The sequence below is a fragment of the Ferdinandcohnia sp. QZ13 genome (assembly GCF_031324165.1).
Taxonomy (GTDB): Bacteria; Bacillota; Bacilli; order Bacillales; family Bacillaceae_L; genus Ferdinandcohnia.
This window is the reverse complement of record NZ_JAVIVW010000002.1, coordinates 242,339-263,170: the sequence shown is the minus strand read 5'-3', so window position 1 is coordinate 263,170 and position 20,832 is coordinate 242,339. Positions and strand designations below refer to the sequence as shown.

At 39.2% G+C, this 20,832-nt stretch carries 37 protein-coding genes; all 37 read left to right on the top strand.

The window, feature by feature from the left end; translation table 11 throughout:
- The first annotated feature begins 35 nt into the window (after window positions 1-35).
- The 37 genes from rpsJ (at window position 36) to RGU12_RS12865 (ending at window position 20,788) form a co-directional block, all read left to right on the top strand.
- A complete protein-coding gene (gene rpsJ, locus RGU12_RS13045; protein WP_003348621.1) occupies window positions 36-344 on the top strand; it encodes a 30S ribosomal protein S10 in 309 nt (102 codons plus the stop codon).
- A 45-nt stretch (window positions 345-389) separates the two neighbouring features.
- Window positions 390-1,019 carry a 50S ribosomal protein L3 gene (gene rplC / locus RGU12_RS13040; protein WP_116354142.1) on the top strand — a complete coding sequence of 210 codons (630 nt, stop codon included), beginning with the start codon at window positions 390-392 and terminating at the stop codon, window positions 1,017-1,019.
- A gap of 24 nt (window positions 1,020-1,043) precedes the next feature.
- Window positions 1,044-1,667 (top strand): 50S ribosomal protein L4, encoded by a 624-nt coding sequence (gene rplD / locus RGU12_RS13035; RefSeq protein WP_136379913.1) that lies wholly within the window; start codon window positions 1,044-1,046, stop codon window positions 1,665-1,667.
- Entirely contained in the window at window positions 1,667-1,954 is a 288-nt protein-coding gene (gene rplW, locus RGU12_RS13030; protein WP_116354140.1) for a 50S ribosomal protein L23, read from the top strand. The genes rplD and rplW overlap by 1 nt, the downstream gene beginning before the upstream one ends.
- Window positions 1,955-1,980: 26 nt before the next feature.
- Window positions 1,981-2,811: a 50S ribosomal protein L2 gene (gene rplB / locus RGU12_RS13025; RefSeq protein WP_309536509.1), complete on the top strand. Its 831-nt coding sequence runs from the start codon at window positions 1,981-1,983 to the stop codon at window positions 2,809-2,811.
- Between the two features lie 57 nt (window positions 2,812-2,868).
- Window positions 2,869-3,147: a 30S ribosomal protein S19 gene (gene rpsS / locus RGU12_RS13020; RefSeq protein WP_136379910.1), complete on the top strand. Its 279-nt coding sequence runs from the start codon at window positions 2,869-2,871 to the stop codon at window positions 3,145-3,147.
- A 17-nt stretch (window positions 3,148-3,164) separates the two neighbouring features.
- Entirely contained in the window at window positions 3,165-3,506 is a 342-nt protein-coding gene (rplV, locus tag RGU12_RS13015) for a 50S ribosomal protein L22 (RefSeq protein ID WP_116354137.1), read from the top strand.
- A 3-nt stretch (window positions 3,507-3,509) separates the two neighbouring features.
- Window positions 3,510-4,166: a 30S ribosomal protein S3 gene (rpsC, locus tag RGU12_RS13010; protein ID WP_309536508.1), complete on the top strand. Its 657-nt coding sequence runs from the start codon at window positions 3,510-3,512 to the stop codon at window positions 4,164-4,166.
- 1 nt (window position 4,167) lies between these two features.
- Complete coding sequence (rplP, locus tag RGU12_RS13005; RefSeq protein WP_309536507.1) at window positions 4,168-4,602, top strand: 50S ribosomal protein L16; 435 nt, start codon at window positions 4,168-4,170, stop codon at window positions 4,600-4,602.
- Window positions 4,592-4,789, top strand: coding sequence for a 50S ribosomal protein L29 (rpmC, locus tag RGU12_RS13000; RefSeq protein WP_010285065.1), 198 nt, complete (start codon window positions 4,592-4,594; stop codon window positions 4,787-4,789). Before rplP ends, rpmC begins: the two co-directional genes overlap by 11 nt.
- 28 nt (window positions 4,790-4,817) lie before the next feature.
- On the top strand, window positions 4,818-5,081 hold the full coding sequence (gene rpsQ, locus RGU12_RS12995) for a 30S ribosomal protein S17 (protein WP_116354134.1): 264 nt from the start codon (window positions 4,818-4,820) through the stop codon (window positions 5,079-5,081).
- Between the two features lie 47 nt (window positions 5,082-5,128).
- On the top strand, window positions 5,129-5,497 hold the full coding sequence (gene rplN / locus RGU12_RS12990; protein ID WP_116354133.1) for a 50S ribosomal protein L14: 369 nt from the start codon (window positions 5,129-5,131) through the stop codon (window positions 5,495-5,497).
- 37 nt (window positions 5,498-5,534) lie between these two features.
- The gene (gene rplX / locus RGU12_RS12985; RefSeq protein ID WP_116354132.1) at window positions 5,535-5,846 is read left to right on the top strand and encodes a 50S ribosomal protein L24; all 312 of its coding nucleotides are present in this window, start codon (window positions 5,535-5,537) and stop codon (window positions 5,844-5,846) included.
- A 24-nt stretch (window positions 5,847-5,870) separates the two neighbouring features.
- A complete protein-coding gene (gene rplE, locus RGU12_RS12980) occupies window positions 5,871-6,410 on the top strand; it encodes a 50S ribosomal protein L5 (protein WP_116354131.1) in 540 nt (179 codons plus the stop codon).
- Between the two features lie 13 nt (window positions 6,411-6,423).
- Window positions 6,424-6,609 (top strand): 30S ribosomal protein S14, encoded by a 186-nt coding sequence (rpsN, locus tag RGU12_RS12975; protein WP_010285078.1) that lies wholly within the window; start codon window positions 6,424-6,426, stop codon window positions 6,607-6,609.
- A gap of 30 nt (window positions 6,610-6,639) precedes the next feature.
- Window positions 6,640-7,038: a 30S ribosomal protein S8 gene (gene rpsH, locus RGU12_RS12970; protein WP_099352750.1), complete on the top strand. Its 399-nt coding sequence runs from the start codon at window positions 6,640-6,642 to the stop codon at window positions 7,036-7,038.
- A gap of 28 nt (window positions 7,039-7,066) precedes the next feature.
- Window positions 7,067-7,603 (top strand): 50S ribosomal protein L6, encoded by a 537-nt coding sequence (gene rplF, locus RGU12_RS12965; protein ID WP_309536506.1) that lies wholly within the window; start codon window positions 7,067-7,069, stop codon window positions 7,601-7,603.
- 32 nt (window positions 7,604-7,635) lie between these two features.
- Window positions 7,636-7,998: a 50S ribosomal protein L18 gene (gene rplR, locus RGU12_RS12960; protein ID WP_099352752.1), complete on the top strand. Its 363-nt coding sequence runs from the start codon at window positions 7,636-7,638 to the stop codon at window positions 7,996-7,998.
- 22 nt (window positions 7,999-8,020) lie between these two features.
- On the top strand, window positions 8,021-8,521 hold the full coding sequence (gene rpsE / locus RGU12_RS12955) for a 30S ribosomal protein S5 (RefSeq protein ID WP_309536505.1): 501 nt from the start codon (window positions 8,021-8,023) through the stop codon (window positions 8,519-8,521).
- Window positions 8,522-8,534: 13 nt separating this feature from the next.
- Window positions 8,535-8,717: a 50S ribosomal protein L30 gene (rpmD, locus tag RGU12_RS12950; RefSeq protein WP_010285086.1), complete on the top strand. Its 183-nt coding sequence runs from the start codon at window positions 8,535-8,537 to the stop codon at window positions 8,715-8,717.
- Between the two features lie 32 nt (window positions 8,718-8,749).
- Complete coding sequence (rplO, locus tag RGU12_RS12945) at window positions 8,750-9,190, top strand: 50S ribosomal protein L15 (RefSeq protein WP_116354128.1); 441 nt, start codon at window positions 8,750-8,752, stop codon at window positions 9,188-9,190.
- Window positions 9,190-10,482 (top strand): preprotein translocase subunit SecY, encoded by a 1,293-nt coding sequence (gene secY / locus RGU12_RS12940; RefSeq protein WP_309536504.1) that lies wholly within the window; start codon window positions 9,190-9,192, stop codon window positions 10,480-10,482. The genes rplO and secY overlap by 1 nt, the downstream gene beginning before the upstream one ends.
- Window positions 10,483-10,540: 58 nt before the next feature.
- The gene (locus tag RGU12_RS12935; RefSeq protein WP_309536503.1) at window positions 10,541-11,191 is read left to right on the top strand and encodes an adenylate kinase; all 651 of its coding nucleotides are present in this window, start codon (window positions 10,541-10,543) and stop codon (window positions 11,189-11,191) included.
- Window positions 11,192-11,938 (top strand): type I methionyl aminopeptidase, encoded by a 747-nt coding sequence (gene map / locus RGU12_RS12930; RefSeq protein WP_309536502.1) that lies wholly within the window; start codon window positions 11,192-11,194, stop codon window positions 11,936-11,938.
- Between the two features lie 173 nt (window positions 11,939-12,111).
- Complete coding sequence (gene infA, locus RGU12_RS12925) at window positions 12,112-12,330, top strand: translation initiation factor IF-1 (protein WP_010285101.1); 219 nt, start codon at window positions 12,112-12,114, stop codon at window positions 12,328-12,330.
- 32 nt (window positions 12,331-12,362) lie between these two features.
- Window positions 12,363-12,476, top strand: coding sequence for a 50S ribosomal protein L36 (gene rpmJ, locus RGU12_RS12920; protein ID WP_003156543.1), 114 nt, complete (start codon window positions 12,363-12,365; stop codon window positions 12,474-12,476).
- Window positions 12,477-12,499: 23 nt separating this feature from the next.
- Complete coding sequence (gene rpsM / locus RGU12_RS12915) at window positions 12,500-12,865, top strand: 30S ribosomal protein S13 (RefSeq protein ID WP_010285107.1); 366 nt, start codon at window positions 12,500-12,502, stop codon at window positions 12,863-12,865.
- A gap of 19 nt (window positions 12,866-12,884) precedes the next feature.
- On the top strand, window positions 12,885-13,274 hold the full coding sequence (gene rpsK / locus RGU12_RS12910; protein ID WP_099352759.1) for a 30S ribosomal protein S11: 390 nt from the start codon (window positions 12,885-12,887) through the stop codon (window positions 13,272-13,274).
- Between the two features lie 290 nt (window positions 13,275-13,564).
- A complete protein-coding gene (locus RGU12_RS12905; RefSeq protein WP_116354124.1) occupies window positions 13,565-14,509 on the top strand; it encodes a DNA-directed RNA polymerase subunit alpha in 945 nt (314 codons plus the stop codon).
- A gap of 114 nt (window positions 14,510-14,623) precedes the next feature.
- The gene (rplQ, locus tag RGU12_RS12900) at window positions 14,624-14,986 is read left to right on the top strand and encodes a 50S ribosomal protein L17 (protein ID WP_116354123.1); all 363 of its coding nucleotides are present in this window, start codon (window positions 14,624-14,626) and stop codon (window positions 14,984-14,986) included.
- 311 nt (window positions 14,987-15,297) lie between these two features.
- The gene (locus RGU12_RS12895) at window positions 15,298-16,137 is read left to right on the top strand and encodes an energy-coupling factor ABC transporter ATP-binding protein (RefSeq protein WP_309536499.1); all 840 of its coding nucleotides are present in this window, start codon (window positions 15,298-15,300) and stop codon (window positions 16,135-16,137) included.
- Window positions 16,113-16,988: an energy-coupling factor ABC transporter ATP-binding protein gene (locus tag RGU12_RS12890; protein ID WP_309536498.1), complete on the top strand. Its 876-nt coding sequence runs from the start codon at window positions 16,113-16,115 to the stop codon at window positions 16,986-16,988. Before RGU12_RS12895 ends, RGU12_RS12890 begins: the two co-directional genes overlap by 25 nt.
- Complete coding sequence (locus tag RGU12_RS12885; RefSeq protein WP_309536497.1) at window positions 16,985-17,776, top strand: energy-coupling factor transporter transmembrane component T family protein; 792 nt, start codon at window positions 16,985-16,987, stop codon at window positions 17,774-17,776. Before RGU12_RS12890 ends, RGU12_RS12885 begins: the two co-directional genes overlap by 4 nt.
- Window positions 17,777-17,787: 11 nt before the next feature.
- On the top strand, window positions 17,788-18,540 hold the full coding sequence (truA, locus tag RGU12_RS12880; protein ID WP_309536496.1) for a tRNA pseudouridine(38-40) synthase TruA: 753 nt from the start codon (window positions 17,788-17,790) through the stop codon (window positions 18,538-18,540).
- A 172-nt stretch (window positions 18,541-18,712) separates the two neighbouring features.
- The gene (gene rplM, locus RGU12_RS12875; protein WP_116354118.1) at window positions 18,713-19,150 is read left to right on the top strand and encodes a 50S ribosomal protein L13; all 438 of its coding nucleotides are present in this window, start codon (window positions 18,713-18,715) and stop codon (window positions 19,148-19,150) included.
- Between the two features lie 20 nt (window positions 19,151-19,170).
- A complete protein-coding gene (rpsI, locus tag RGU12_RS12870; RefSeq protein ID WP_116354117.1) occupies window positions 19,171-19,563 on the top strand; it encodes a 30S ribosomal protein S9 in 393 nt (130 codons plus the stop codon).
- Window positions 19,564-19,975: 412 nt separating this feature from the next.
- Window positions 19,976-20,788, top strand: a complete 813-nt coding sequence (locus tag RGU12_RS12865) for a squalene/phytoene synthase family protein (RefSeq protein ID WP_309536495.1) — start codon at window positions 19,976-19,978, stop codon at window positions 20,786-20,788.
- Window positions 20,789-20,832 lie beyond the last annotated feature (44 nt).

The window sequence follows — 20,832 nt, the reverse complement described above, 5'->3', positions numbered from 1 at the left end:
CTATTTTAAAAGTAGGCGAAAAAGGAGGGAAAATAATGGCAAAACAAAAAATTCGTATCCGTTTAAAAGCGTATGATCACAGAATCCTTGATCAATCTGCAGAGAAAATCGTGGAGACAGCTAAACGATCTGGAGCAGCAGTTTCTGGTCCAATCCCACTTCCAACTGAGAAGTCTGTTTATACGATTCTTCGTGCTGTTCACAAGTACAAAGATTCTCGTGAGCAGTTTGAGATGCGCACGCATAAACGCTTAATCGACATCATTAACCCAACACCACAAACTGTTGATTCATTAATGCGTTTAGATTTACCATCTGGTGTTGACATTGAAATTAAACTTTAATTTTAAAAATGAAATAAATTGTAAATTTAATAGGAGGTGTGACTAATGACCAAAGGAATCTTAGGAAGAAAAATTGGTATGACTCAAGTATTTGTAGGTAATGGTGAGCTTATCCCTGTAACTGTTATCGAAGCTGGTGCGAACGTAGTTCTTCAAAAGAAATCAGTTGAAACTGATGGATATGAGGCTGTACAAATCGGTTTTGAAGATAAGAGAGAAAAGCTTTCAAACAAACCTGAAAAGGGTCATGCTTCAAAAGCAAACACTGCACCTAAGCGCTTCGTTCGCGAATTACGCGGAGTTAACTTAGATGAGTTTGAAGTTGGTCAGGAAGTCAAAGTTGATATCTTCGCTGAAGGAGATATTGTAGATGTAACAGGAATTTCAAAAGGTAAAGGATTCCAAGGTGCGATTAAGCGCCACGGACAATCTCGCGGACCTATGTCTCACGGTTCTCGCTATCACCGTCGTCCTGGTTCTATGGGACCTGTAGCTCCAAACCGTGTATTCAAAAACAAACTTCTACCTGGTCGTATGGGTGGAGACCGTATCACAGTACAAAACTTAGAGATCGTGAAAGTAGATACAGAGCGTAATCTTCTTCTAGTAAAAGGTAATGTACCTGGTGCGAGAAAATCTGTTGTTACAGTAAAGAAAGCTGTTAAAGCAAAATAATTACTAGGAAAGGAGGACATTTGAATGCCTAAAGTATCATTGTATAACCAAACTGGTTCAGCTGTTGGAGAAATCGAATTAAACGATTCTGTATTCGGTGTTGAACCAAATCAACAAGTTTTATTCGATGCAGTAATCATGCAGAGAGCTTCCTTACGTCAAGGAACTCACAAAACAAAGATTCGTTCTGAAGTAGCAGGCGGAGGACGTAAACCATGGCGTCAAAAGGGTACTGGTCGTGCTCGTCAAGGTTCAATTCGTTCACCACAATGGCGTGGCGGTGGAACAGTATTTGGTCCAACTCCAAGAAGCTACAGCTACAAATTACCTAAAAAAGTACGCCGTTTAGCAATCAAATCAGCATTATCTACTAAGGTATTAGAGGAAAACATTCTAGTATTAGATAATCTAGTATTAGAAGCTCCTAAAACTAAAGACATGGTTGCGGTACTGAAAGGATTAAACGTAGAACGCAAAGCGTTAATCGTTACTGCAGACGTAAATGAAGCAGTAGAACTTTCAGCTCGTAATATTCCTGGAGTAACAGTTGTTGCTGCAAATGGAGTAAGTGTTCTTGATGTTCTTAACCATGATAAGCTTGTGATTACTAAAGCTGCGGTGGAAAAAGTAGAGGAGGTGCTCGCATAATGAAAGATCCTCGTGATATTATTAAGAGCCCTGTTATTACTGAACGTTCATCAGACCTAATGGCTGAAAAAAAATACACATTTGAAGTTGACGTAAAATCAAACAAAACCGAAGTTAAGGATGCTATTGAGCAAATTTTCGGCGTTAAAGTTGAAAAAGTTAACATCATGAACTACAAAGGTAAGTTCAAGCGTGTAGGACGTTACAGTGGATATACAAATCGTCGCAGAAAAGCTATCGTTAAACTAACAGAAGACAGCAAAGAAATCGAATTCTTTGAAGTATAATTTTATAGAGAAGGAGGGAAATAGAGATGGCGATTAAACATTACAAACCAACCTCTAATGGTCGTCGTGGAATGACAACTTTAGATTTCGCAGAAATCACTACGGACAGACCAGAGAAATCATTACTTGCACCTTTAAACAAAAAAGCTGGACGTAATAACCAAGGTAAAATAACAGTACGTCATCAAGCTGGCGGACATAAGCGTCAATACCGTATAATCGACTTTAAACGTGATAAAGATGGTATACCAGGACGCGTTGCTACGATCGAATACGATCCAAACCGTTCAGCAAACATTGCATTAATCAACTATGCTGATGGAGAAAAACGTTACATCATTGCTCCAAAAAACCTAAAAGTAGGTATGGAGGTAGTTTCAGGACCTGAAGCTGACATTAAAACAGGTAATGCACTTCCATTAGTAAACATCCCAGTAGGTACAGTAGTACACAACATCGAACTAAAGCCTGGTAAAGGTGGACAATTAGTTCGTTCAGCTGGTACTTCTGCACAAGTACTTGGTAAAGAAGGAAAATACGTACTTGTACGTTTAAATTCTGGTGAAGTTCGCATGATTCTTGCTACTTGCCGCGCGACTGTAGGTCAAGTAGGTAACGAGCAACATGAACTAGTTAACATTGGTAAAGCGGGACGTAACCGTTGGTTAGGTAAACGCCCAACAGTTCGTGGATCTGTTATGAACCCTAACGATCACCCACACGGTGGTGGTGAAGGTAAAGCACCTATCGGACGTAAGTCTCCAATGACTCCTTGGGGTAAACCAACCCTTGGTGCGAAAACTCGTAAGAAGAAAAACAAATCAGATAAATTTATCGTACGTCGTCGTAAAAAATAACGGGATTGTGCTACGGTTCGTTGGAACCGTAGGTCAATCACGAAGGGAGGTTCACTTATGGGACGCAGTTTGAAAAAAGGACCTTTTGTAGATGATCACTTAATGAAAAAGGTTGAAAATCAAAACGGATCTGAGAAGAAACAAGTTATTAAAACTTGGTCACGTCGTTCAACGATTTTCCCTCAATTCATCGGTAATACAATCGCGGTATATGATGGTCGTAAGCATGTACCAGTTTATGTTACTGAAGACATGGTAGGTCACAAACTTGGTGAATTTGCACCAACTCGTACTTACAAAGGCCACGCAAGTGACGATAAGAAAACAAGACGTTAATGAGAGGAGGATTATCTATGCAAGCTAAAGCTGTTGCGAGAACAGTTCGTATTGCTCCTCGTAAAGTTCGTTTAGTAGCAGATTTAATTCGAGGCAAGCAAGTAGGTGAAGCAATCGCTATCCTACGTCATACACCAAAAGCTGCTTCTCCTATTGTAGAAAAAGTATTAAATTCTGCGATTGCGAATGCAGAGCATAACTACGAAATGGACGCTAATAACCTAGTTATTACTGAAGCATATGTAAATGAAGGTCCAACATTAAAAAGATTCCGTCCAAGAGCTATGGGACGTGCAAGTCAGATTAACAAACGCACTAGCCACATTACAATCGTGGTATCAGAAAAGAAGGAGGGATAAGTAGTGGGTCAAAAAGTTAATCCAATTGGAATGCGTGTAGGCATCATTCGTGACTGGGAGTCAAAATGGTACGCAGGCAAAGATTATGCAGATTTATTACATGAAGACCTTAAAGTTCGCGAATATATCGCAAAACGTTTAAGTGATGCTTCTGTATCTAAAATTGAAATTGAACGTGCAGCTAACCGTATCAACGTTACTGTCCATACTGCTAAACCTGGTATGGTTATTGGTAAAGGTGGTACAGAAGTTGAAGCACTTCGTAAAGCATTAAACCAATTAACAGGTAAGAGAGTACACATCAACATCCTTGAAATTAAAAGAGCAGATCTTGATGCAACTCTAGTAGCTGAAAATATCGCTCGTCAATTAGAAAATCGTGTTTCTTTCCGTCGTGCGCAGAAACAAGCTATTCAACGCTCAATGCGTGCTGGAGCACAAGGTATTAAAACACAAACTTCTGGTCGCTTAGGCGGAGCGGACATTGCTCGTGCAGAACACTATAGTGAAGGAACAGTTCCACTTCACACTCTTCGTGCAGACATTGATTACGGTACTGCAGAAGCTGATACAACTTACGGAAAAATTGGCGTGAAAGTTTGGATCTATCGTGGAGAGGTCCTTCCTACAAAGAAGAAAACTGAGGAAGGAGGAAAATAATATGTTATTACCAAAACGTGTGAAATACCGCAGAGAACACCGTGGAAAAATGCGTGGTCAAGCAAAAGGTGGTACTGAAGTACATTTCGGTGAGTTCGGTTTACAAGCTCAAGATGCTTCTTGGATTACAAACCGTCAAATCGAAGCTGCTCGTATCGCAATGACACGTTATATGAAACGTGGCGGTAAAGTTTGGATTAAAATTTTCCCATCTAAGCCATATACATCAAAACCTTTAGAGGTACGTATGGGTTCCGGTAAAGGTGCTCCTGAAGGATGGGTAGCTGTAGTTAAACCCGGAAAAGTATTATTTGAAATTGCTGGAGTATCTGAAGAGATCGCTCGTGAAGCATTACGCTTAGCAGCTCATAAGCTACCAGTTAAAACTAAATTCGTAAAACGTGAAGAAATTGGTGGTGAATCAAATGAAAGCTAATGAAATCCGTGACCTTACCACTGCCGAAATTGAACAAAAAGTAAAATCATTAAAAGAAGAGTTATTTAACCTTCGCTTTCAACTAGCTACTGGTCAACTTGAGAATACTGCACGTATTCGTGAAGTTCGTAAATCGATCGCTCGTATGAAAACAGTAGTCCGCGAAAGAGAAATCGGTCGTAAATAATCGATAACCAGGAAGGAGGTCTACGATAGTGAGTGAACGTAACCAACGCAAGGTCTACCAAGGACGTGTTGTATCTGACAAAATGGATAAAACAGTTACTGTTCTTGTAGAAACTTATAAGAAACATTCTCTTTACGGTAAACGCGTAAAGTATTCAAAGAAATTTAAAGCACATGATGAAAACAATGTTGCAAAAATCGGCGACATCGTAAAAATTATGGAGACTCGCCCATTATCTGCTACTAAACGCTTCCGTCTTGTTGAAGTAGTAGAAAAAGCAGTTATTATCTAATTATATTTTGTTCGGATCAATCAATAATCCGAAGGGAGGTTTCATGAATGATTCAACAAGAAACTCGTTTGAAAGTTGCTGACAACTCAGGAGCACGTGAAGTACTAACTATTAAAGTATTAGGTGGTTCTGGTCGTAAAACAGCAAATATTGGTGATGTTATCGTTTGTACAGTAAAACAAGCAACACCAGGTGGCGTTGTTAAAAAAGGTGACGTTGTTAAAGCTGTAGTTGTACGTACGAAGCGTGGTGTACGTCGTAATGACGGAACTTACATCCGTTTTGATGAAAATGCTTGTGTTATTATCCGTGACGACAAGAGTCCACGTGGAACTCGTATCTTCGGTCCAGTAGCACGTGAATTACGTGATAGTAACTTTATGAAAATTGTTTCACTAGCTCCAGAAGTATTATAATTCGAAATCGATTGGCCTTTAAGGAGGTGCGAACTAGATGCATGTAAAAAAGGGTGACAAGGTACAGGTTATTTCAGGGAAAGATAAAGGTAAACAAGGTGTGATCCTCGAAAGCTTTCCAAAGAAAGACCGTGTCATTGTAGAAGGCGTTAATATTGTAAAGAAACACTCAAAACCGTCTCAAGCGAATCCACAAGGTGGTATCATTAGCCATGAGGCACCTATTCATGTATCAAATGTAATGCCATTAGATCCTAAATCTGGTAACCCAACTCGTGTTGGTTACAAAGAAGTTGATGGCAAAAAGGTACGTGTAGCAAAAAAATCCGGTGAAGTTTTAGATAAATAGTAAATAAAGAAAGGAGGTACTTACATGAACCGCCTAAAAGAAAAATTTCAAAAAGAAATTACACCTGCTCTAATGAGCAAGTTTAACTATAAGTCTGTTATGCAGGTTCCAAAAGTAGAAAAAATCGTGATCAACATGGGTGTTGGTGACGCAGTTCAAAACTCTAAAGTATTAGACAACGCAGTAGAGGAATTAGCTGCTCTTAGCGGTCAAAAGCCTGTTGTTACTAAAGCAAAGAAATCAATCGCTGGATTCCGTCTTCGTGAAGGGATGCCTATCGGTGCGAAAGTTACACTACGCGGAGAGCGTATGTACGATTTCTTAGATAAGCTTGTTTCTATTTCACTACCACGTGTACGTGACTTCCGTGGTGTATCAAAGAAATCATTTGATGGTCGTGGAAACTACACTTTAGGTGTAAAAGAACAATTAATTTTCCCTGAAATTGATTACGATAAAGTAAGTAAAGTTCGTGGTATGGATATCGTTATCGTAACTACTGCAAATACTGACGAAGAAGCTCGTGAGTTATTAACAGCATTCGGTATGCCGTTCCAAAAGTAAAGGAGGCGAAAACGTGGCTAAAAAATCAATGATTGCGAAACAAAAACGCACACAGAAATTTAAAGTACAAGAGTACACTCGTTGCGAACGTTGCGGCCGTCCACACTCTGTATTACGTAAATTTAAATTATGCCGTATTTGTTTCCGTGAACTAGCTTATAAGGGTCAAATTCCTGGTGTAAAAAAAGCAAGTTGGTAAACCCCGAATTGGGAAGGAGGTAAAAATACTATGGTGATGACAGATCCAATTGCAGATATGCTTACTCGCATCCGTAATGCGAACATGGTTCGTCATGAGAAGCTTGAAATCCCTGCATCAAATATCAAAAGGGAAATCGCTGAAATCTTAAAGCGTGAAGGTTTCGTTCGTGACGTTGAATATATTGAGGATGACAAACAAGGTATCATTCGTATTTTCTTAAAATACGGTGCAAACAATGAGCGCGTAATTACTGGACTTAAGCGTATCAGTAAGCCTGGTCTACGTGTTTATGCAAAATCTAACGAAGTGCCACGTGTGTTAAACGGTTTAGGTATCGCGATCGTTTCAACTTCACAAGGTGTATTAACTGATAAAGAAGCTCGTCAAAAGCAAGCCGGCGGAGAAGTATTAGCTTACGTTTGGTAATAGCTTGATAAGAATGGAGGTGTAGTACATGTCACGTATTGGTAAAAAACCAATCGAAATACCATCTGGTGTTACTGTAACTTTCAACGGTAATACTGTTACTGTAAAAGGACCAAAAGGCGAATTAACTCGTGCTTTCCATCCTGATATGCAAATCAATGTTGAAGACAACGTAATTAACGTTGTTCGTCCAACTGATAATAAAGAACACCGTGCTCTTCACGGTACAACACGTAGTCTACTTGGAAACATGGTTGAAGGTGTATCCAAAGGCTTTGAAAGAGGCTTAGAGCTAATCGGGGTCGGATACCGTGCTCAAAAAGCTGGAAATAAGCTTGTATTAAACGTTGGTTACTCTCATCCAGTAGAAATCGTTCCAGAAACTGGCGTTGAAATCGATGTACCATCTAACACTAAGATTATTGTTAAAGGTATCGATAAAGAACGTGTTGGAGCGTTAGCTGCTAATATTCGTGGTGTACGTCCGCCTGAGCCTTATAAAGGAAAAGGTATTCGCTACGAAGGTGAATTTGTTCGTCGTAAGGAAGGTAAAACTGCGAAGTAAGCCTTTTTAGGTAAAAGAAAGGAGAGACGTAAATGATTACGAAACAGGATAAAAATGCGGTTCGTAGAAAAAGACATGCTCGTGTTCGTTCTCGTGTTTCAGGAACTGCTACTCGTCCTCGCTTAAATGTGTTCCGTTCAAACAAACACATTTACGCTCAATTAATCGATGATGTTAACTCAGTAACAATCGCAAGTGCTTCTACATTAGATAAAGAGCTATCTGTTGAAGGTGCTGGTAACGTAGATGCAGCAACAAAAGTTGGCGAACTAGTTGCTAAGCGTGGTATTGAAAAAGGAATCAAAGAGGTAGTATTCGACCGCGGTGGTTACCTATATCACGGACGTGTTAAAGCATTAGCAGAAGCTGCTCGTGAAGCTGGATTACAATTTTAATAAAAAAGGAGGGACATTATAGATGCGTCGCATTGATCCAAATAAATTAGAACTTGAAGAACGCGTAGTTACCGTTAACCGTGTTGCTAAGGTTGTAAAAGGTGGACGTCGTTTCCGCTTTGCAGCATTAGTAGTAGTTGGTGATAAGAACGGTCACGTTGGTTTTGGAACTGGTAAAGCACAAGAAGTTCCAGATGCAATCCGTAAAGCAATTGAAGATGCTAAAAAGAACCTAATCTCTGTACCGATGGTTGGAACAACAATTCCTCACCAAGTAGTTGGTCAATTTGGAGCAGGAGAAGTATTACTAAAACCTGCGTCTGAAGGTACTGGAGTTATCGCTGGTGGACCAGTTCGTGCGGTATTAGAACTTGCTGGTATCGGTGATATCCTTTCTAAATCTTTAGGAACAAACACTCCAGTAAATATGATTCGTGCTACAATCGAAGGTTTAAGTCAATTAAAGCGTGCTGAAGAAGTAGCTAAGTTACGTGGTAAATCAGTAGAAGAACTGTTAGGATAGGAGGGAAAACACAATGTCAAAGAAATTAGAAATCACCCTCACTCGCAGTGTCATTGGACGTCCTGAAGACCAACGTGTAACTGTTCGTACTCTTGGATTGAAAAAATTACATCAAACTGTTGTTCATGATGATAATGCTGCGATTCGCGGTATGATTAATAAAGTTGCTCACCTAGTTACGGTTAAAGAACAATAATTGAATTTTTTCTGAAATAAGGAGGTGCCCAAATGAAACTTCATGAATTACAAGCAACTGAAGGATCTCGTAAAACACGTAATCGTGTTGGACGTGGAACTGGTTCAGGTAATGGTAAAACTGCTGGTAGAGGTCATAAAGGTCAAAACTCACGTTCAGGTGGCGGTGTACGTCCTGGTTTTGAAGGTGGTCAAATGCCTTTATTCCAACGTTTACCAAAACGTGGTTTCACAAACATCAATCGCAAAGACTTTGCAATTGTTAACCTAGAAACATTAAATCGTTTTGAAGACGGAACAGAAGTAACACCTGAACTTTTAATTGAGACTGGTGTTGTAAGTAAACTGAATGCTGGAGTAAAGATCCTTGGAAAAGGTACTCTTGATAAAAAGCTAACAGTTAGAGCTCACAAATTCTCCTCTACTGCTCAACAAGCGATTGAAGCTGCTGGCGGAAAAACTGAGGTGATTTAATGTTTCAAACAATCTCCAATTTTATGCGCGTTGGTGATATAAGAAACAAAATTATATTCACCTTACTTATGTTAGTAGTATTTCGAATCGGCACCTTTATTCCAGTACCAAATGTAAATGCCGACGTTTTAAAAGCAACTGATAGCAATACAGCGTTCGGCCTTTTAAATACATTTGGTGGTGGAGCATTGTTTAACTTCTCAATCCTTGCGATGGGTATCATGCCTTATATCACTGCTTCAATTATAATTCAGTTGTTGCAAATGGACGTTGTTCCTAAATTTACGGAATGGTCTAAGCAAGGAGAAGTTGGACGTCGTAAATTAGCACAGTTTACTCGCTATGGAACGATCGTGCTCGGGTTTATCCAAGCATTAGGTATGTCGTACGGCTTTAACAATATGTCGAATGGTATGTTGATTGAAAATCCTAGTATCGGAACGTATTTATTAATTGCTGTTGTGTTAACTGCTGGAACTGCATTTTTAATGTGGTTAGGTGAACAAATTACAGCGAAGGGCGTTGGGAACGGAATTTCAATTATCATTTTCGCTGGTATTGTTGCCGGTATTCCTACAGCTGTAAATCAAATCTATATTCAACAATTTGAAGATGCTGGGGATCAACTATTCCTAAGCATCATTACTGTTGTTTTATTGCTAATTGCTATTATAGCTGTTGTTGTAGGTGTAATATTTGTGCAACAAGCTTTACGTAAAATTCCAATTCAATATGCAAAGCGGTTAGCTGCTAATAGCCCGGTTGGAGGACACTCCACACATTTACCGTTAAAAGTAAATGCGGCTGGTGTTATTCCTGTAATTTTTGCAGTTTCCTTCATTATCACACCACCAACGATTGCATCGTTTTTTGGTCCTAATGCGGTAACTGAATGGATTCAAAAATATTTTGATTATACCCAACCAGTTGGGATGATTTTATATATCGCGCTAATCATTGCGTTCTCATATTTCTACACATTTGTTCAAGTTAATCCTGAGCAAATGGCAGATAATTTGAAAAAGCAAGGCGGCTACATTCCAGGGATTCGCCCAGGAAGAAACACGCAAGAATATGTAACAAAAATTCTGTATCGCTTAACTTTTGTTGGTTCTATTTTCTTAGCAGCAATTTCTGTTCTTCCTGTATTCTTTATAACTTTTGCGAATTTACCGCAGTCTGCACAAATTGGTGGAACTAGCTTGCTTATTGTTGTGGGTGTTGCACTTGAGACAATGAAGCAGCTTGAAAGTCAGCTTGTAAAACGTCATTATAAAGGATTTATCAAATAAGGTCTGGGAATGTTTTTTCCCAGCACCTCTAAGATAAGAGGCTGAGGGGGCAACTCACTTGAACTTAGTATTAATGGGGCTACCGGGTGCTGGTAAAGGTACTCAAGCCGAAAAAATCGTAGAAAAGTACAATATCCCTCATATCTCAACAGGAGATATGTTCCGTGCTGCAATAAAAGATGGAACAGAACTAGGACTGCAAGCAAAATCTTTTATGGATAAAGGCGAGCTTGTTCCTGATGAAGTTACGATCGGAATTGTCCGTGAACGATTAAGCAAGGACGATTGCAACCAAGGATTTTTACTTGATGGATTTCCACGTACGGTTCCGCAAGCAGAAGCGCTTGAGGCAATCCTTACTGATCTCGAGAAAAAAATCGACTATGTTATTAACATAGAAGTTGATTCTGCTATTTTACTTGAGAGATTAACAGGTCGTCGAATTTGTAAGGACTGTGGTGCTACTTACCACTTAGTATTCAACCCTCCTAGCCAGGAAGGGACTTGTGATAAATGTGGTGGAGAACTATATCAACGTGCAGATGATAATGCGGAGACAGTTGGAACTCGTCTTCAAATAAATATCGAGCAATCTAAGCCACTTCTTGACTTTTATCAGGAAAAAGGCTATCTTCGCAATATTGATGGACAACAAGAAATTAATAAAGTTTTTGGTGATGTAGAGGAGCTCCTTGGGGGATTAAAGTAGATGATTATTTGCAAGTCACCAAGAGAGATTGAAATTATGCGCGAGGCTGGTAAGATCGTCGCATTAACACACCAAGAATTACAAAAATATATTGCTCCAGGGATTTCAACGAAAGAACTGGATACAATTGCTGAAAAGTTTATTCGTGGATATGATGCAATTCCTTCTTTTAAAGGGTATAATGGTTTTCGCGGTAGTATCTGTACATCTGTTAATGAAGAGCTGGTACATGGTATACCAGGTGATCGTGTCTTACTAGATGGCGATATTATAAGTATTGATATCGGTGCTAAGTACAATGGTTATCATGGTGACTCAGCTTGGACTTATCCGGTAGGTACAAGTTCGCCAGAAAATCAACAACTTCTTGAAGTAACGAAAAATGCCCTTTATCTAGGATTAGAAGAAGCAAAACCTGGTGTGCGTCTTTCAAATATTTCTCATGCAATCCAAGTTTATGTCGAGACCCATGACTTTTCGATTGTTCGAGAGTATGTAGGTCACGGTGTAGGCAAAGAATTACATGAGGAACCACAAATTCCACATTACGGTCCTCCAAATAAAGGACCTCGTTTAAAACCAGGAATGGTACTTGCCGTTGAACCGATGGTAAATGCAGGTAGTCGATACGTGAAGACGTTAGCAGATAACTGGACTGTTGTAACAGTCGATGGCAAAACGTGTGCGCATTTTGAACATACGATTGCTATTACAGAAACAGGGTATGAGATCTTAACAAAATTGTAAGGCACAAACCCTATTCATTAGAATAACATTCATCTAATTTTTGATTACGTATCTCCGGAAGTTCAGAGCAGTATTAATAAAAACTGGTCGATGGCAAACGTAAAGGAATATGAGTGTGTGTCGATGTTTGTCAATGAGCAAGTTACTGATTTGAAGAAGGGAGAACTATTCCAATGGCGAAAGACGATGTAATTGAAGTTGAAGGTACTGTTGCAGAGACATTACCTAATGCAATGTTTAAAGTTGAATTAGAGAATGGTCATACTGTTTTGGCCCATGTTTCTGGTAAAATTCGCATGCACTTTATTCGTATTTTACCTGGAGACAAGGTTACGGTTGAATTATCACCATATGACTTGACTCGCGGTAGGATTACGTACCGTTTTAAATAAATGCGCTCCGAACTATCAAGGAGGTTTGAAAAATGAAAGTGAGACCATCAGTTAAACCTATCTGCGAAAAGTGCAAGGTTATTCGTAGAAAAGGTAAAGTAATGGTAATTTGTGAAAACCCAAAACATAAACAAAAACAAGGCTAATAAATAAGGAGGTGTACGTCTATATGGCACGTATTGCTGGTGTTGATATTCCACGTGAAAAACGTGTAGTAATATCTTTAACATATATTTTCGGAATTGGACGTCCAACTGCACAAAAAATTCTAGCAGAAGCTGGTGTTTCTGAAGATACACGAGTTCGTGATCTAACTGAAGACGAATTAAACAAAATTCGTGATATCGTTGACCGTTATAAAGTAGAAGGTGACCTTCGTCGTGAAGTTTCACTTAACATCAAACGTTTAATCGAAATCGGTTCTTACCGTGGTCTGCGTCATCGTCGTGGATTACCTGTAAGAGGCCAAAACACTAAAAATAACGCTCGTACACGTAAAGGACCTCGTCGTACTGTAGCAAACAAGAAGAAATAGTAAGGGAGGTAATGGATAAATGGCACGTAAAACGAATACTCGTAAACGTCGTGTAAAAAAGAATATTGAATCTGGTGTTGCACACATCCGTTCAACATTCAACAATACGATCGTAACAATTACAGATGCACACGGAAATGCAATCTCTTGGTCAAGTGCTGGTGCACTTGGTTTCAAAGGTTCACGTAAATCTACTCCATTCGCTGCACAAATGGCTGCTGAAACAGCTGCTAAAGCTTCAATGGAGCATGGTATGAGAACTCTTGAAGTAACTGTAAAAGGCCCTGGCGCAGGACGTGAAGCTGCAATTCGTGCTCTTCAAGCTGCTGGTCTTGAAGTTACAGCTATTAAAGATGTTACTCCAGTACCACATAATGGATGTCGCCCACCAAAACGTCGTCGTGTGTAACATTCTTACAAATACGACAGGACGTATTTCATCTTTTTCTGTATAAGATTTATGATCCATGTCTATAATGGATTAATGGGTTTTGATAAACTTTTTTATTCTTATAAGTGTAACAACGGCGTGAGTGAGATGAATTTTTACGAATCGCCATGTTTTGTTTATAAGTTCTTTACAGAATAAATTGAGTTGTTGTTGTGCACAGATAGGGAACTTAACTATTGGGAATTTCGGTTAGACGTCAATGATCATGGTCTAGCCGAGGTTTCGACGTTTTGAAGGAGGGTTTATAAATGATCGAAATTGAAAAACCAAAAATCGAAACGGTTGAAATCAGCGAAGATGCCAAATACGGTAAATTCGTCGTCGAGCCACTTGAGCGTGGATATGGAACTACTTTGGGTAACTCCTTACGTCGTATCCTATTATCTTCTCTTCCTGGTGCCGCTGTAACGTCTATCCAAATAGATGGGGTACTGCATGAGTTCTCAACAATTGAAGGCGTCGTCGAAGATGTAACATCTATTATCTTAAATGTGAAGAAATTAGCTCTTAAAATCTACTCTGATGAAGAGAAGACTCTTGAGATAGATGTTCAAGGTGAAGGTCCGGTAAAAGCTTCTGACATCACACATGACAGTGATGTTGAAATCTTAAACCCAGATCTACACATTGCAACACTTGCTAAGGACGCACATTTTCGTGTGAGATTTACTGCGAAGCGTGGGCGAGGATATACTCCAGCTGATGCAAACAAGCGTGAAGATCGACCAATTGGTGTAATTCCGATTGATTCAATCTATACTCCAGTTGAACGTGTTAATTACCAAGTGGAAAAGACACGTGTTGGACAGGTCGCGAACTTTGACAAACTGACTTTTGATGTTTGGACAGACGGCAGTACTGGTCCGAAAGAAGCGATTGCACTAGGTGCGAAAATCCTAACAGAACATTTAAATATTTTTGTAGGATTAACGGATGAAGCTCAAAATGCAGAAATTATGGTTGAAAAAGAAGAGGATCAAAAAGAGAAAGTCCTCGAGATGACAATTGAAGAATTGGATCTCTCAGTTCGTTCGTATAACTGCTTAAAGAGAGCAGGAATTAATACGGTTCAAGAGCTTGCTCATAAAACTGAAGAAGATATGATGAAGGTACGTAACCTTGGTCGTAAATCTTTAGAAGAAGTTAAGGCTAAACTAGAAGAGCTTGGTTTAGGCTTACGTAAAGATGACTGACTCGTTTTGAATTAAAGGCAATCTTTCTTATTGCGCACAGTCATACTTGTTACAAGAGCCTAGTTATCTAATGCTTTGTCTTTCATAATAATTCAACAAAGGAGGGAATACCTCATGTCATACCAAAAATTAGGACGTACAAGCGCGCAACGTAAGGCGTTATTACGTGACCTTACTACTGACTTAATCATCAACGAGCGTATCGAAACTACTGAGGCTCGTGCGAAGGAATTAAAATCAGTTGTAGAAAAAATGATTACATTAGGTAAGCGTGGAGACCTACACGCTCGTCGTCAAGCTGCATCTTACATCCGTAATGAAGTAGCAAACGAAGAGTCTGGTCAAGATGCGCTTCAAAAATTATTCAGTGACATCGCAACTCGTTATGAAGAGCGCCAAGGTGGATACACTCGTATCATGAAACTTGGACCTCGTCGTGGTGACGGTGCACCAATGGTTATCATTGAATTAGTATAATTTTTATTTATTATAGGGCGGGACAGTTTTATAAACTGGTCTAAGCCCTTTTTATTTTATGTTTATTATTTTTCGAAAAAGATAGAATTATCTACAAATAGCATTTTGCTCTCCTTATTGAATACACACAATATAACAAACTTCTCCTGAAATATTGGAATAACACGTTCTTATTCCCTTGACAGATAAGGAAGAAACGAATAATTTGGAAGGTAGTAAGTTGAGACGAGAAAAGAATTTATTTCTATGGAAATAATTTTATTCAGTACTGGTAAAATGCCAAGCGCATTTGATTTTAGTGAGGGATGAGAATGAGTGAAAACCTTTTAGTTGTTGATCAGATAAGCTATAAATATGCAGAGAGCACAAGGCTCGCTTTGGAAAATCTATCATTCTCTGTTCGAAAAGGAGAATGGCTTGCGATTGTTGGTCATAATGGCTCAGGGAAATCTACATTAGCACGAATCCTAAACGGATTATTGTTACCACAAACAGGAACTGTAACGATTGAAGGGGTACAGCTAAATGAAGAGTCTATTTGGGACATACGAAGAAAAATCGGAATGGTGTTTCAGAATCCTGATAACCAATTCGTTGGAACCACTGTAAAAGATGATATTGCTTTTGGTATGGAAAACAACGGAATTCCACGCGAAAAGATGGTGTCTCGAATAGAAAGAGTGATTGACCTAGTTAAAATGCGAGAGTTTCTTGAGCATGAGCCACATCAGCTCTCAGGTGGTCAAAAGCAAAGGGTAGCAATTGCAGGTGTTCTTGCCGTTCAGCCTGATTTAATCATCTTGGATGAAGCCACTTCGATGTTAGACCCTATCGGACGTATAGAGGTTTTAGAAACGATCAGGGAAATCAAAAGTGAAAGTCAAATTACGGTTATGTCAATTACCCATGATCTTGAGGAAGCTGCAAGGGCCGATCGAATAATTGTCATGAACCAGGGGCAGTTATTTGCAGAAGGGAAGCCTGAGGAAATTTTTGCTTTAGATGATAAACTTGTAGAAATAGGATTAGATTTACCTTTTTCTGTAAAAGTATCTAAAAAACTACGAGCGATTGGTGTTCCTCTTTCTAAGAATCATATAACAGAAGAAAGTTTGGTGAATGAGTTATGGACATTACAATCGAAAAATTAGAGCATCGCTACCAGATTCGTTCACCTTTTGAAAGACTAGCATTATATGATGTGAATGCGGAAATAAAATCCGGTTCATACACCGCGATTATTGGTCATACAGGTTCTGGCAAGTCGACTATTTTGCAGCATTTAAATGGTCTCCTGCAACCCACTTCTGGCTCAATTACCATTGGTGACCGTACAATCACCTCAAAGCAAAAAGAAAAAAATCTTAAGCCACTTCGAAAGAATGTTGGGGTAGTCTTTCAATTTCCTGAACACCAATTGTTTGAAGAAACAGTTGAAAAAGACATTTGTTTTGGCCCCTTAAACTTTGGTGTGCCATTAGAGGAAGCAAAGGAAAGAGCAAAACAGACAATTAAGATGGTAGGTCTTTCTCAGGAATATTTAGCAAAATCTCCGTTTGATCTAAGCGGTGGGCAAATGAGACGAGTTGCGATTGCTGGAATCCTAGCTATGAATCCACAGGTACTAGTTCTGGACGAGCCAACTGCAGGACTCGATCCACGAGGTCGTTTTGAAATTATGGAGATGTTTTATAAACTCCATAAAGAAAGAGGTCTAACTACAGTTCTTGTAACCCATAGTATGGAGGATGCTTCCCGTTATGCCGATCAGATTCTGGTGATGGAAAAGGGAACCATTAAATTTCAAGGAAGTCCTGTTGAGATTTTCTCCAACCCTGAGCACGTTCTGCATCTCGGATTAGACGTTCCTGAAGCAGTAAGACTCAAAGGATTGCTTGAAGATAAATTAGGAATCAATATCCCTCGTACGGCTAGTTTATCAGTAGATGAAATTGTCCGTTATGTCGGCGCAGCTATTAAAGGGGAGGGGAACCGTCAATGAATATCATTATAGGTCGCTATATACCAGGAAGCTCCCCCCTTCATAGAATGGATCCAAGGGCAAAGCTATTATTAATTTTCTTTTACGTGTGTATTGTTTTTATCGCAAATTCAGTTCTTACCTACGCATTATTAGGCATCTATACATTAACGATTGTTTTATTAACAAAGGTTCCCTTACGCTACATTCTGTCAGGATTAAAACCAATTTTGTGGGTTATCCTTTTTACATTCATTCTTCATATCTTTTTAACAAAAGAGGGAGACCTCTTATTTGATTTTGGGTGGCTTAAAGTGTATGAGGGTGGAGTGAAACAGGGGATATTTATCTCATTACGGTTATTATATTTAATTATAATGACTACCATATTAACATTAACAAGTACGCCAATTGAGATTACGGATGGCATGGAAAGTTTATTAGCACCTTTTAAAAAAATTGGCCTACCTACACATGAACTTGCGCTAATGATGTCGATTTCACTTCGATTTATTCCGACATTGATGCAAGAAACAGAGAAGATAATGAAGGCGCAGGCTGCAAGGGGTGTCGAATTTACGAGTGGTCCAATTAAAGATCGCATGAAGGCGGTTGTTCCTTTATTGATACCTTTGTTTATTAGTTCCTTTAAACGAGCAGAGGAACTCGCAATCGCGATGGAAGCAAGAGGCTACCGCGGTGGGGAAGGACGAACCAAACTGCGTCTATTACAATGGCGTGGACTTGATACACTTATGCTTGTGTTGCTATTTGTAACTGCAGCCATATTATTTTTATTACGTGGATAAAGAGGGAAAAGATGAAACGGTACAAGTGCATCATATCGTATGATGGAACCCAGTTTTCAGGATACCAGGTACAACCGAATAAACGAACTGTTCAATCGGATTTTGAACATGCGTTACAAAAAATGCATAAAGGGGATCAGGTGAAAATTGTCGCATCCGGTCGAACGGATGCAACAGTTCATGCTCTTGGTCAGGTTGTTCATTTTGATTCACCGTTATCGATTCCTGTCGAAGGGTGGAAGAAAGCTTTGAATACAATGCTCCCCGATGACATTCGTGTACGTTCGGTGGAAATTGCCGAGCCTGATTTTCATGCGCGATTTAATGTGAAAGCGAAAGAATACCGCTATCGATTGTGGATCAGTGATGAGCCTTGCGTTTTTAAACGCCAATATACTTATCATTATCCCTATCCACTTAATCTTGATGCGATGAAAGAAGCTGCAGCACTTCTTGTAGGAACACATGATTTTACGAGTTTTTGTGCATCAAAGACAGAAGTGCAGGATAAGGTTCGTTCCATTTACCAAATTAAATTGGAAAAGCATGACGATGAACTCATTCTTTCGTTCATTGGAAATGGTTTTTTGTATAATATGGTAAGAATTATTGTAGGGACTTTACTAGAGGTTGGAAGTGGGCGAAAAGAGGCCGAGATGATGCCGTCTATTTTGGCTGGAAAAGACCGATCACTAGCAGGAAAGACTGCTCCAGGTCACGGATTATACCTATGGCAGGTATTTTATGAGGGATGGCAGGAATAGGAAACAAAAAAAATACCATAACAACTAATCCTGGTGTAACATTTTCTTGACATTACACCCTGAAAGTTATATTATATTTTAGGTATGATATTTAAACCCCACGTTAAAGCCCCGGAACTTTAATCGTGATTAAATACAATATGAAACGTTAGTAAAATTAGGAGGGAAACTCATGCGTACAACATTTATGGCTAATGCTAATAATATAGAGCGCAAATGGTATGTTGTAGATGCTGCAGGCAAAACTTTAGGTCGTTTATCAACTGAAGTTGCAACACTACTTCGTGGAAAACACAAACCAACTTTCACACCACATGTTGACACTGGTGATAATGTGATCATTATCAATGCTGAAAAAATCGAATTAACAGGTAATAAATTAAACGATAAAATTTACTACCGTCATAGCCAATTCCCAGGCGGATTAAAATCAAGAACTGCATTAGAAATGCGCACAAACTATCCAACAAAAATGCTTGAACTTGCGATTAAAGGAATGCTTCCAAAAGGCTCACTTGGTCGTCAAATGTACAAAAAATTGCACGTTTATGCTGGAAGCGAACATCCACATCAAGCACAACAACCTGAAGTTTACGAACTTCGCGGTTAATTATTAAGGAGGGTATTAATTTGGCACAGGTACAATATTATGGCACTGGTCGTCGTAAAAGCTCTGTTGCACGTGTACGTTTAGTTCCTGGCGACGGACGCATTGTAATCAACGGTCGTGACATTGCAGAGTATATTCCATTCGAAGCTTTAAGAGAAGTTGTTAAACAACCTCTAGCTGCTACTGAAACTGTAGGACGTTATGACGTTCTAGTTAACGTAAATGGTGGTGGTTACACAGGTCAAGCAGGCGCAATCCGCCACGGTATCGCTCGTGCGTTACTACAAGCTGATCCTGAATTCCGTCCAACTTTAAAATCAGCTGGACTATTAACTCGTGACGCTCGTATGAAAGAACGTAAAAAATACGGTCTTAAAGGCGCTCGTCGTGCACCTCAGTTCTCAAAACGTTAATTTTGGGATTATCAAGACTCTCAACCTTTTGGTTGGGGGTCTTTTTTGTAATTGTAAGAGATAGTAGGCAATGGTAAATTGGAGCTTGCATGAAAGGTTCAATTTCATTGAGTTCGGTGTTCATTGGACAGCAGCCCTTTTTTAGTTAGATGTAGTCCCAATCAACATATCATTTGGAAGTTCTTTCATTCGCGCAATGGGTCTAATGTTAGGTATAATGGATGTTAAAAGAGAAATCCTGTAGCATAATAAGGTTTATTTGAACTGTTTTATCTGAATGTTTTTGAAACATAACAAGAAGCGGAAGTTTATCTATTTCTAAGGTATTTATCCGATGTTTTGTTTGTTCTATCATGTCTTAATGAGTTACGATGTTAAGTATGGATGGTTTTGATATGGGAGGTAAGGGAAAATGAGTGGGTTTCCTAAAGATGCAATGCGGATGCTAAAAGAAACGAGTCGTACATTTTATATTCCGATTACTTTTTTGCAGAAGGAATTAAAGTATTCAGTTGCGTCTGCTTATTTAGTATTTCGAGCAATTGATGAAATTGAAGATCATGAAGAAATAGACAATGATGCAAAATATACAATCTTAATGCAAGTTGGCGATTTATTTAAACGGCCATTTAATAATGAGGAATATTTAAGAATACTAGGACCGACAAAAGAACAACTACCAGAAGTGTCACTTCGTTTAGAGGAATGGCTACAAGCTTGTCCTAAGGATGCCCTGCCAATCGTCACGAACGCTGCATATGAAATGGCATGTGGTATGGCAAAATGGGCGAAGGCAAATTGGAGTATCCGGACACGTGAAGATTTGGATGACTATACATATTACGTTGCAGGACTTGTGGGAGTTATGCTTTCGGATCTGTGGGAACTCTATGGAGAGGAAAAAACAGATCGAGATCTTGCTATCGGTTATGGACGCGGGCTTCAAGCCGTAAATATATTACGTAACCAGAAGGAAGATTTGGATGAACGTGGAGTAAGCTTTGTTCCTGAGGGCTGGAATCGGGCGGAACTATTTAAATATGCAGAAGAAAATCTTGCTAAGGCAGATCAATATATGAAATCTCTTAATAAGAGAAGTATTATATTATTCTGTCGTCTACCTCTCGCATTAGCTCATAAAACGTTAAAAGCGTTGAAAGAGGGCCGAGAAAAAATGTCGCGTGCAGAGGTAGAACAAACGGTGGAAGAAGTGCAAACTAACTAATTCTTGTACATACAGGGGTTCAAAGTGCAGGTTCTGCCGTCCTT